General features: G+C 32.7%; 12 protein-coding genes. All 12 read left to right on the forward strand.

All coding sequences use genetic code 11. The features are described from left to right. The first annotated feature begins 79 nt into the window (after positions 1 to 79). The 12 genes from ACHAJD_RS06085 (at position 80) to ACHAJD_RS06140 (ending at position 12219) form a co-directional block, all read left to right on the forward strand. Positions 80 to 1783 (forward strand): Na/Pi cotransporter family protein, encoded by a 1704-nt coding sequence (locus tag ACHAJD_RS06085; protein WP_435584978.1) that lies wholly within the window; start codon positions 80 to 82, stop codon positions 1781 to 1783. Between the two features lie 9 nt (positions 1784 to 1792). Beyond that, positions 1793 to 2458 (forward strand): response regulator transcription factor, encoded by a 666-nt coding sequence (locus ACHAJD_RS06090; protein ID WP_435584979.1) that lies wholly within the window; start codon positions 1793 to 1795, stop codon positions 2456 to 2458. A 122-nt stretch (positions 2459 to 2580) separates the two neighbouring features. Further along, a complete protein-coding gene (locus ACHAJD_RS06095; protein ID WP_435584980.1) occupies positions 2581 to 3519 on the forward strand; it encodes a substrate-binding domain-containing protein in 939 nt (312 codons plus the stop codon). 71 nt (positions 3520 to 3590) lie between these two features. After that, positions 3591 to 4574, forward strand: coding sequence for a phosphate ABC transporter permease subunit PstC (gene pstC / locus ACHAJD_RS06100; RefSeq protein WP_435584981.1), 984 nt, complete (start codon positions 3591 to 3593; stop codon positions 4572 to 4574). Further along, on the forward strand, positions 4567 to 5775 hold the full coding sequence (gene pstA / locus ACHAJD_RS06105; RefSeq protein WP_435584982.1) for a phosphate ABC transporter permease PstA: 1209 nt from the start codon (positions 4567 to 4569) through the stop codon (positions 5773 to 5775). The genes pstC and pstA overlap by 8 nt, the downstream gene beginning before the upstream one ends. An 11-nt stretch (positions 5776 to 5786) precedes the next feature. Next, a complete protein-coding gene (pstB, locus tag ACHAJD_RS06110) occupies positions 5787 to 6554 on the forward strand; it encodes a phosphate ABC transporter ATP-binding protein PstB (protein ID WP_435584983.1) in 768 nt (255 codons plus the stop codon). Positions 6555 to 6558: 4 nt separating this feature from the next. Next, on the forward strand, positions 6559 to 7221 hold the full coding sequence (phoU, locus tag ACHAJD_RS06115) for a phosphate signaling complex protein PhoU (protein ID WP_435584984.1): 663 nt from the start codon (positions 6559 to 6561) through the stop codon (positions 7219 to 7221). A gap of 51 nt (positions 7222 to 7272) precedes the next feature. Next, the gene (locus tag ACHAJD_RS06120; RefSeq protein ID WP_435584985.1) at positions 7273 to 8514 is read left to right on the forward strand and encodes a sensor histidine kinase; all 1242 of its coding nucleotides are present in this window, start codon (positions 7273 to 7275) and stop codon (positions 8512 to 8514) included. A 75-nt stretch (positions 8515 to 8589) separates the two neighbouring features. Further along, positions 8590 to 8979, forward strand: a complete 390-nt coding sequence (locus tag ACHAJD_RS06125) for a DUF1934 family protein (RefSeq protein WP_435584986.1) — start codon at positions 8590 to 8592, stop codon at positions 8977 to 8979. Further along, positions 8966 to 9604 (forward strand): DNA-directed RNA polymerase subunit delta, encoded by a 639-nt coding sequence (gene rpoE, locus ACHAJD_RS06130; protein WP_435584987.1) that lies wholly within the window; start codon positions 8966 to 8968, stop codon positions 9602 to 9604. Before ACHAJD_RS06125 ends, rpoE begins: the two co-directional genes overlap by 14 nt. Before the next feature lie 103 nt (positions 9605 to 9707). Further along, positions 9708 to 11315 carry a CTP synthase gene (gene pyrG / locus ACHAJD_RS06135; RefSeq protein ID WP_435584988.1) on the forward strand — a complete coding sequence of 536 codons (1608 nt, stop codon included), beginning with the start codon at positions 9708 to 9710 and terminating at the stop codon, positions 11313 to 11315. 55 nt (positions 11316 to 11370) lie between these two features. After that, positions 11371 to 12219, forward strand: coding sequence for a mechanosensitive ion channel family protein (locus ACHAJD_RS06140; protein ID WP_435584989.1), 849 nt, complete (start codon positions 11371 to 11373; stop codon positions 12217 to 12219). Positions 12220 to 12321: the final 102 nt, after the last annotated feature.

Here is a 12321-nt window from a genome sequence, read left to right on the forward strand (position 1 = left end):
TTATGAATATATTGTTTTGTGTAAAAATTACTATAGTTATGCTATGATTCTCTTGAGAATGACATAGGAGGAATGACTTGTGTTTTATATACTTAATGTTTCAGTAGATTGGACCAAAACAATATTTTTTGTTATTGGTGGGTTAGGAATCTTTTTATATGGTATCGATATTATGGGAGATTCTTTAAAGTTATTAGCAGGAAATAAACTTAAAGTATTAATAGAAAAAACGACAAACACGCCATTAAAAGGTATTTTTGTTGGGATTATCGTTACTGGATTACTCCAAACGAGTTCTGGGACAACGGCATTGACTGTAGGACTTGTGCGTGCGGGCCTTATGACACTGCCACAAGCAGTTGGAATTATCTTAGGTGCTAATATTGGAACAACCGTTACTAGTTTTCTAATAGGGTTACAAATTAAAAATTATGCACTTCCAATTATCGGGATTGGATCATTACTGATCTTCTTTATGAAACAAAAAAAGGGGAAACGTATTGGTGGGGCGATGCTTGGATTTGGGATGATTTTTTATGGACTTGATTTAATGGGCTCAGCCCTTAAAGTATTTGTGGAATTTGCTTCATTTGAACAAGCTATTTTACGTGTTTCTGAAATACCGATTTTAGGTGTTTTAGTAGGGGCACTTCTTACTGCATTAGTTCAATCAAGTACCGCAACGATTGGGATTTTACAAGAATTGTATACAACTGGGAAAGTGCCACTTATAGGGGCTATCGCGATTGTTCTAGGTAGCAATATCGGAACAACTATTACCGCTATATTAGCTTCGTTTGGTGGAAGTATTGCCGCTAAACGAACCGCTACAGCCCATGTATTATTTAATGTTGTGGGAAGTTTATTGTTCTTAGCAATTATTTACCCATATAGTATATTTATCGAATGGTTACAGCTCATCTTCTTAGACGGTGAGCCAGTAGCAATGACAATAAGTTTTGCGCATATTTTCTTTAATGTTTTTAATACATTTGTGATGTTTTTCTTTATTAAGTATTTAGTCTTAATTAGTAAAAAAATCATTCCTGGTGAAGATGTTATGGAAGGCATTAACGTAAACACCTTACAAGATAATTTAATTGGGGAATCGCCAGCATTAGCGCTTGAAAGTGCTAAGCAAGTTATTTTAACAATGGCTGGATTTGTTAAAACAATGTATGAAGAAGCGGTTAAATTTTCATTTGAGTTTGATAAAAAACTTATTGAAGAAGGTAGACAGTACGAAGAAATTGTAGATACCATTGATCAAAAAGTTCATGACTTCTTAGTTAAAGTATCTTTAACGGATTTAGATAAAAACTTAGCGCACTTACAGGCGGTTTATGTTGATGCAATTCGCGATTTAGAGCGTATTGCTGACCACTGTCAAAATTTATTTGATTTCTTTGAATACCGTTTTGAAAATAAATTTGTCATGAGCGAGGAAGCTTATCACGATTTAGAACATGTGTATGAAGTAGTCGATGAAACACTCGATTTAACTATTGAAGCATTTAAAAATCATGATAAAGTAAAAGCAGAACAAGTCCTTGAATATGAAGATATGATTGACACTTTAGTTAGAAAATACCGCAAACGCCATGTTGTTAGAGTAAATGAATGTACAACACCAGATTGTGATGATGAGTTATTTGTCGATATTTTATCAAATATTGAGCGAATTGGAGATCATTGTACTAATATAGTATTGAATGTGCTTCACGAGAATTACTATCATGACATTGAGGTTAAACCTAAATCTAATCTGAAATACAGTAAGTAGGAGGTAGTTATGGTACGTGTTTTAATTATTGAAGATGAACTGAGCATTGCTAAAATGTTGCAGTATGATTTGAAACAATTAAATTATGAGGTTGTTATAGAGCAAGATGGATTAAAAGGCTATCAAAGAGCAAAAAATGAAACGTTTGATATTATCTTGTTAGATTTAATGTTACCCTCTATTAATGGATTAGATATTTGCAAGAAGCTCCGTCTAGAAAACAACCCAGCTTATGTAATTATGCTTACTGCGATGGATGATGAATATAATAAAATTGAAGGCTTTGAAGCAGGAGCAGATGATTATGTAACGAAGCCGTTTTCTCCTAGAGAACTCACAGCTAGAATCAAAGCAGGTTTAAGAAGACAAAAAGTTGAAGAAAAATTAGAACAAATTACTTATCATGAAATTGAGCTAAATCTATCTAGTTTTGAGGCAACTGTTCATGGTGAAAAAGTAAATTTAACACTTAAAGAGTTTGAGTTGTTAGAATATTTAGTATTAAATAAAGGAAAAGCTTTATCTAGAGAACAACTTTTATCTACATTATGGGGTTATAGTTATGATGGGGATACGCGTGTGGTAGATGTTCATATATTTAAGTTAAGAGAAAAAGTTGATCCTGAACAAAAGTATATTAAAACAGTACGTAGTATTGGGTATAAAATACTATAAACACTTCCAATGGAAGTGTTTTTTTTTGCGAAACATATGTTTACGATTCTTTAACACAAGTGACATTAAATCAAAATATTTAAAATTTATAATGTAATTGAAAATAAAAAAGGAGAATGAAAATGAAAAAATTAATGATTATAGCATTTCTTATAACACTTGGATTTTTGTTAACAGCATGTAATAGTGGAAGTGATTTTGATGAAACAAGCAAAATTAATGTTTACACACGTGACACATCATCAGGAACGCGTGATGGATTTATGAAAGGGATTGGGTTTGATGCAGCAGCAACAGACGATAGTATTTTGGTGTCAGGATTTGTTACAGCAGGGAACTTAGAACAAGTTAATGCAGCACAAGAAGATTTATATATGATTGGTTATGTATCACTATCTACACTAAACACAACGTTGTTTAAAGGCTTTAGTTTTAATGGTGTTGAGCCAACTGAAGCAAATGTTTTAAATGGGACTTATATGCTTGCACGTAGATTTAACTATATGTTACGTGATGACTATAGTGTATACGGAAATAATGCTGAAGCGTATGAAGCCATTTCAAAAGCATTCGTGGCTTATATGAAATCAACAGAAGGTTTAGCATCAATCCTTGAAGCCGGTGGGATAGTAGATGTTAGTTCAGGATTACCATGGAGTACAATTGTCCAAAGTCATCCAATCTGCTTAGAAAACAATAGTAGTTTAACATTTAAAATAGGCGGATCAGATTCAGTTGAAGCGATCGCAACTTCGATTTCACCAGATTTCTCATCAAAGTGTGGGAATGTCGTTATTGAACATAACCATACAGGTTCATCTAATGCTTATAGAGGAACAAACGGGAACGCTAGTGCAATCAGTGATGCATTAAGTATCCATATCGGATTTGCATCAAGAGAATTCCAAGAATCAGAACCAGCCATCATCACTGGTACTATTGCAATCGATGCAATCGTCGCAATAGGGCATTTAAATAATCCAGTCAATAATTTGACAGCACAAGATTTAAAAGATATCTATTCAGGTGTAAAAACGGAATGGGAAGATTTTATTGACTAATTAGTTTACATTACTAGATCATAAGCACGCAACATTTGCGTGCTTTTAATCCATGAATGAGAGGAAACGATATGGACTCAATACACAAATATATAACAAAAGAATCTATAATGAAAAAAACACGTACGGATAAAATTGTTCGAAACGTATTCCTTTTTTCTGCGTTGCTATCAGCGTCTTTTATAGTATTAGTAATTCTTAGTATCTCGGTTAGAGGAATTAGCCCCTTTATTTTAAACTATGAAGGATTTAACAATAATTTTGGAACTGTACAGTTGCCAAAAGTAAATCTCATTCGGTTTTTAACAGGAATGCAATGGTTAGATGGGGCTTTAGGAAATAGTTCAAGTTATGCGATAGGTTTTGCGATAATTAATACGTTTATTGCGGTGTTTTTATCTATTTTAATTACCACCCCAGTAGCCGTTATAACAGCGCTATTTATCGCAAAAGTTGCGCCTAAAAAAGTCGCAAGCGTTATGCGAACAGTAGTAGAACTACTAGCTTCAATACCATCAATTATTTACGGCGTTTTCGGACTTGGCTTTATTAATCGCTTCATTGTTATTTTAGCAAATGGATTTGGTTTTAGAACAGCAGCTGGATTATCTCTTTTAAGTACTGTTTTAGTGTTGTTTTTGATGACGTTACCAACCGTTACAGCAGTAAGTGAAACATCGATTAGAAGTGTTAAAAATGACATTATTGAAGGCTCTTTAGCCTTAGGTGCATCAAAAATGCAAACGTATTTTAAAGTTGTTATCACGAGTTCAAAAAACGGAATATTTGCTGGGATTATCTTGGGAGTAGGTAGAGCGTTAGGGGAGGCAACGGCTGTTTCTATGGTTTCTGGGAATGCATTTAGTGGCATTAGTTTAAATCTATTTGACACAACCTCAACCTTGACTAGCAGAATGTTACTGGGATTAAAAGACACTTCAGGACTAGATTACGATATACGTTTCTCAGTAGGATTAGTACTAATGATAGTTATTCTCTTAACTAATTACACATTAAGGTTGGTGATGAAAAAGGTGGGAAATCTAGATGAATAGTAGAAAAAAACTCCGTGAATTAGGACTGAAAACTTTAGTTTTCACAGTAGGTAGTATCGGTTTCTTTATTCTTTTATCCATTATTTATTATATTACCTCAACCGGTGCGCATTTGATTAGTTGGGATATGATAACCGGAGATCACAGAACGGTTAATGTGGATATCACTGTTAATCCTTCACAAACAAATTTAACCGTTGATAATCTAGATGATGAAATTTATTATTCCTCTAAATGGGGAATTGGTTTTTATGATGCCACAAACCGTGAAGGTAATCCAATTGTAAAAATCGGATACGTTCACCCAAACTCACCATTTAAAGAGGGTATTAATATTAATGTCCGTGATGAAAACTCTGAAGAGTACTTTTTTACGCTCAAAGAAGGGTATTCTATTGAAAAAGCCTTCTTTGAAGACCCTGAAGGGTTTGTAATTGCAAGAATGGGTGCTGAGGCTATGGCAAATGCATTTCAATCTTCTAACATAATACAATCAGCAACATTTCAAAATGTAGGTGGTGGTATAAGGGGATCAATCATTACAACAATTTATATGATATTTCTTACCTTAATAATGGTTTTACCAATTGGAATTATGAGTGCCATCTATCTAAATGAGTTTGCTAAAAAAACTAAGAGTACACGTATTATAAGACAAATGGTTGATCTTTTAACCGGTGTTCCATCCATAATATACGGTATGTTAGGTGCAGCACTATTTATTCGATTCTTAAACGCTTTGCATGTAACTTCTGGTGGTTCTGTATTATCTGGAGCCATGACCATGGCCGTTGTATTATTGCCAACCATCATCAAAAATACTGAAGAGGCACTAAAAATAGTCCCTGTAGATGTTAGGACAGGGTCACTTGCATTGGGTGCAAACCAAACACAAACAATATTTAAAGTAGTTATACCAAATGCAATTCCAGGCATCTTAACCGGTGTTTTATTAGGGATAGGACGTATAATGGGCGAATCTGCAGCTTTAATTTTTGCAGTCGGTGCAACAATTAAAGATACAGTCATTTTAACAGAACGATCAACTACATTAGCCACCCATATTTGGGTAATAATGGGTGGTGAAAAACCGAATTTTGAACTCGCAGCAGCAATTAGTATTCTAATTTTAACCATAGTATTTATAATAAATTTTTCAATAAAATTAATCGTAAGAAGTTTTTATAATCCACAAACATAGGAGTGAATGATATGGAAAAAGAATTAAATACCGTTTTCAAGCTAGAAAATATTAATGTTTATTACGATAAAAATCATGCCATCAAAAACGTATCATTAGAAATTGAGAAAAATAGAATTACTGCTTTTATTGGTCCTTCTGGATGTGGGAAAAGTACATTTTTAAGAGTTTTAAATCGTATGAATGACTTAATAGAATTTTACAAGTTATCTGGAGAAGTACTCTTTTGTGGGAAAAATGCTTGTTCAAAAGACTTCGATGTAATTGAACTAAGAACAAAAGTCGGTATGGTATTTCAAAAACCAAATCCTTTTCCTATGAGTATCTATGATAACATTGCTTATGGACCCCGTTGTCAAGGAATTAAAAATAAGGATACGCTCAACGATATTGTCGAAAACGCCTTGAAAAAAGCAGCGTTATGGGAAGAAGTTAAAGACAGGTTAAAAGACTCAGCTATGGGATTATCCGGAGGACAACAACAAAGACTTTGTATTGCTCGTACAATCGCAATGGAACCTGAAGTTATCCTATTAGACGAACCAACTTCTGCATTAGATCCTATCGCAACACAAAAAATAGAAGACTTACTTAATGATTTAAAATCAGATTATACGATAATCATAGTTACACACAATATGCAACAAGCGGCCAGAATAAGCGATTTCACAGCATTTTTCTATATGGGGGACTTAATCGAATATGGTGAAACAGAACAGATATTTTCAGTGCCTAAATTAAAACAAACAGAAGACTATATCACGGGAAGGTTTGGATAAAAATATGACTACTGATTTAAGAAAGAATTTTGATTTATCATTAAACGAACTTAAAGAAGAAATGCTCAACATGTTTAATAAAGTAACAAGTACTTATGTAAATTTATTTAACTTACTAGAAACACACGATATTGAACTTGCAAAAAAGCTAGTAGAAAATGATAAAAGCATTAATGATTTAGAACACCATATTAATGATATGGCATATTTAATTATACTAAGACAATGTCCAGTAGCGACTGACTTAAGACGCATAATGACAGCTATTAAAATAGCTAATGATCTAGAACGTATTGCTGATTATGCAGAAAATATAGCTACTTATTTAATTAAAACTAAACACGATAATACTTTTTATATTAATGCGATGATAAAATTTAAAGAACCCCTATTAGCCATGTTTAAAAAAGTTGAAGAAGCATATGACACAAAAGATTCAAATATCGCGTTTGAAGTATGTGAAATGGATAACGCGATTGATTCTATTTATCGTGCACACATTGAAGAATTTATTCACATAACCATGGAAAAAACAGACATCGAAGCTGAAGAAGCAAGTCGTGGAATTATTGTGATTAAACAGTTTGAACGTGCTGGTGATCACATCACAAATATCGCAGAACATATCATCTATTTAAAAAGTGGAAAACAACTTGAACTTAACTAATGTCTTTTTAAACAATAATTGATATAATAGCGTCAAAAGGGTGTGAATAAAATGAACACAAAGAATCATTACCTAACGACAATCATAATTTACCTTATTGTAACGCTACTTTTACTTTCCTACCTCAATCCTTTCGTGGTAGTTTTTGGTATGATAATTTTACTTATGGCTCATATTGTTTCGTACATGACTTTTCAAATGGATATTAAAAGTCAAAAAGAACAAGAACTAGAACAATTAAGATATAAAGTCAGTTTAAAAGAAAGACAAACAACTGAAACAGAAACACAATTTGATTCTTTAACAGAAATTATTGATAGCGCCATTATACTTATTAATGAACATGAGAAAATTACTCAGATAAATAGTTTGTTTAATGAATACTTTGATATCGTGATTAATGAAGGGGATTCCATTCAACAATTAAAAGAATATAGAAATATATATAAAGCAATAAATGAAGCGTTTATTGGTGAGAAAAAGCATCGCGCGCAAATAAAATATGATTCGAACTTCTATGATATAAACATAACCCCTGTATTTGATGGTAAAATGTTTCATGGATGCTTGGTTGTAATCCATGATATTACACAATTGAAAACTGCAGAAACTTTTCAAAAACAATTTACTGCAGATGTGAGTCACGAACTTAAAACGCCATTAAGTGCGATTAAAGGATTTGCAGAAATTTTAACTAGAGATGAGTATATTGATGAGAAAGAAAAGAAAGATTTTCTAGAGACGATTTATCAAGAATCAGTCCGTTTAGAAACAATATTGAATGATTTACTTATTATTTCAAAAATGGATCGCTTAGATTACGAACTAGACCTAGAAAAAACTTCAATGGAAGCCATTATTACAAATGCTAAAGAATTATTAGAACCACTAGCTAAAGAGAAAAATTTAGAACTTAATTGTGACATCGTTGATGCAGTCATTTATGTAGATTCAACTAAAATAAGGCAAGTTATGATTAATCTCATCACAAATGGATTAAACTATACCGATCAAGGTGGGGTTTATATTAAATCATATCTTGATGATGATGACTATGTGATTGAAGTTAAAGATACTGGTATAGGTATTGATAAAGATGAGCAGGAAAAAGTGTTTAAACGCTTTTACCGAGTAGATGAAGCAAGAAGTAGAACCTCGGGCGGAAGTGGCTTAGGATTAAGTATCATTAAAAACGTTGTAAGAAAACATGAAGGAACCATTGAATTACATTCTGAAAAAGGCAATGGGTCTATATTTATTATTAAATTACCCAGAATTCATGAAATAGGTTAATTTTACTTGCAAGAAGTGATAACATATTATATAATACATACGCACTCAAAATACACGAAAAGATTAGGTGATTAAATGGCGAAAATACATGTATCTTTCGACCTTAAAACATCCGAGTCATCCCAAACTTTTGAAAGCAAAGGTATCAGAAAAGATAACACGCTTACTTTTCATGATGAAGAAGGCTTTAAACACCAAATAATATTAGAAACTAATCTGTTAAAATATTACAAATTTGGAGAAAGCAATTTAGTGTTAATCTTTGAAGAGGGAATCAAACATAACGGCTCGTTTGAAATCCAAAATCACGTGATTAATTTTGATACACAGACAGAATCATTACTTATAAATGATGAATATATTGCAGTAAATTATCAACTTTTAACAGATAATGATGTGGTTCATACCGCTTCACTAGAGTTAAAAATTTCCATGCTTGAGGAGGTAAAACATGGTAGAAGTTAAAGAACAAAGTTTAATCAATCTTGCTGAAATAATTTTAAATGAAGAGAAAAAACCGGTAGATCTATACCAGTTATTTGATATGGTTATCGAAAAACGTGGAGATCAACTGGAAGAAATTAGCGACTTACTAAATAGCTTTTATGCAGATATCACAAGTAGTGCTAAGTTTATATATACAGGTGAAAACACTTGGGATTTAAAAAAACATCAGAAAATTGAACTTTGGGAAAAAGATGGTTCACACTATAATGAATATAGTGAAGTAGATGACCCAGAGTTAGATGAGCGTATTGCACATCAAGTAGCGTTAGAACGTGCACATCAAGAGATGCTAGATCAACGTAAAGTTGACGCTGAAGAAAAAGCATTGCGTCAAGAAGAAGCTGCAGCTCTCAAAGAAGAAGAAGCGCTTATTACAGTTCAAGATGACTTAGAAGAAGACACAATTGACTTCGCTGATTTAGATGAATTAGATGAAACATTCGAAGAAGAAACTAAAGAGACTACTGAAGAAGAAAAAGTTGAAACTAAAGAAGACGCAGAAACAGAAGAAGAATATGACGAGTTCGATGAAGAGCGTTATAACGAATATATGGATACATACGAAGACGAGTACGATAAATAAAAAAGCCCTTGCAAAAACACACCTATTTGGTATAATTTTAGTGGGCACTCTAAAAACAAGGTCTCCAATTGGGGAGACCTTTTTCTTTATAGGAGGAAGTCATATGAAAAACACAAAGTTTATATTTGTAACAGGCGGCGTAGTATCAAGTTTAGGTAAAGGTATTACGGCATCAAGCCTTGGCAGACTATTAAAAAATAGAGGCCTAAAAGTATTTATGCAAAAGTTTGATCCTTATATTAATGTTGATCCTGGGACAATGTCTCCTTATCAACACGGCGAAGTTTTTGTGACTGATGATGGGGCTGAAACTGATTTAGATTTAGGCCACTATGAGCGTTTTATTGATGAAAATTTATCAAAAAATTCTAACATTACTACAGGTAGAATTTATAAAAATGTTATAGAAAAAGAACGAAGAGGTGACTACTTAGGTGCAACTATCCAAGTAATCCCGCATATCACTAACGAAATCAAAGATAAATTAATCGCTGCAAGAGATGAGTCAAATGCAGATATTATTATAACTGAAATTGGTGGAACCGTTGGCGATATTGAATCACTACCATTTCTTGAAGCGATTAGACAGTGTCGTAGAGATTTTGGTTATAATAGTACGCTATATATTCACAACACGTTAGTTCCATATTTGGATGCACCAAAAGAACTTAAAACTAAGCCCACCCAGCATAGCGTTAAAGAACTCCGAAGTTTGGGGATTAATCCAGATATAATTGTTTTAAGAACTGCTCATGATATTACGAACTCTATGCGAGAAAAAATCGCACTTTTCTGTGACGTTAAAAAGGAATCGGTTATTCAAGCAAAAGATGTTGAAGTGTTATATGAAGTGGCACTCAAACTAAAAGAACAAGGACTAGACAATTTAGTCTGTGAACATTTTCAACTAGAGTGTCAAAAACCGGATATGCGTGAATGGGAAGAATTGATTAGCCGTGTTAAAAATTTAAAAGATGAGGTTACAATTGCTTTAGTTGGAAAATACGTTGCCCTACAGGATGCTTACTTATCCGTTATAGAAGCACTAAATCATGCCGGTTATGCAAATCATTATAAAGTAAACATTAAATGGATTAGTGCAAGTGAGGTCGTAGATGGGAATCCAGATGAACTGTTTGGTGATATCTCCGGTATTATCGTACCTGGAGGTTTTGGAAAACGTGCTACCGAAGGTAAAATTAGAGCAATCCAATATGCAAGAGAAAATAACATACCCTATTTAGGATTGTGCTATGGTATGCAACTTGCTTCAATTGAATTTGCAAGAAATGTATGTGGTTTAGAAGGGGCATCATCAACTGAAATTGATCCCGATGCTAAACACCCTATTATTCATTTATTAGAGGGTCAAACTGAAGATATGGATAAAGGTGGTACCTTAAGGTTGGGATTATATAATTGTCATCTTACAAAAGGGACAAAAACATATGATGCATATCTTCAAGACGATATAAAAGAAAGACATCGTCACCGATTTGAGTTTAATAATGCCTACAAAGATATTTTAGCTAAACATGGGTTATTATTTACTGGGATCCATCTTGAAAAAGATTTAGTTGAAATCATTGAACTTAAAGATCATCCATTTTTTATCGCTACGCAGTTTCATCCTGAGTTTTTATCAAGACCACAAAAAGCCCATCCATTATTTAGAGAATTTATTAAAGCAAGTATAAATAAACGTTCATAATTTGACTCTTTTTATAAAATGGATTACCCTATTTATAAAGATTGGAGGAAAAAATATGGGAATTTTAGAAACATTATTGTATGGTTTATTTGAACCTTTAATTGGGGATCCATTAACTAGATTAGTTACGTCTATCATATTCGCACTAACTTGGATTGTTGTAGGCATAATAATTAATTATATTAAAGAAAAACTCATTCATGGTTATTACATTCAAAAAAAAGGAGACAGACGTGGAAAAACGCTAGGTAGTCTTGTTTCTAGTTCAACAAATGTTCTAGTTTGGTTTATTATTATATTGATTATTTTAGATATTTTTAATGTAGATACAACCCCTATATTAGCAAGTGCAGGTATTTTAGGTCTGGCTATCGGGTTTGGAGCACAGAGTTTAGTTAAAGATATCGTATCTGGATTTTTTATCATTATGGATAACGCCTATAATCTTGATGAAACAATAGAAGTTAGTGGTTATAGAGGTAAAGTTGTTTATATGAACTTAAGAGTTACACATGTTCAAAACTTTATGGGTAGTATCTTCGTGATTAAAAATGGACAAATTAGTACCTTGATTAATTGGTCTAGAAATAATACCACAGCACTTGTTGACTTTGGTGTTGCTTATGATACAGACTTATCTAAAGTTAATGATATTATGCCAGCATTCATGGAAACACTTAAAGAGCGATATGAAGAAATCGTTGAAGTCCCATCATTCTTAGGCGTCACTGAATTAGCAGATTCTAGTATTAATATGCGTATAATGGCTAAAACAACAAATGGAAATCATTTTCCTATCGAAAGAAAAATACGTAAAGATGTGGTAGATTTCTTAAAAGCAAACGATGTCGAGATTCCATTTCCACAAATTGTTTTACATCAAGCGAAAAAGGAAACAGCGTAAAGAGTTCAAATTCTGAACTCTTTTTTTTCGAAAAATATGACAATTTGTCATTTTGATATTATTGACTTGTTTTTTATGATATAATAATCGTTAGGTAAAGAC

Source organism: Liberiplasma polymorphum, assembly GCF_043951795.1.
GTDB lineage: Bacteria > Bacillota_I > Bacilli_A > Izemoplasmatales > Izemoplasmataceae > Liberiplasma > Liberiplasma polymorphum.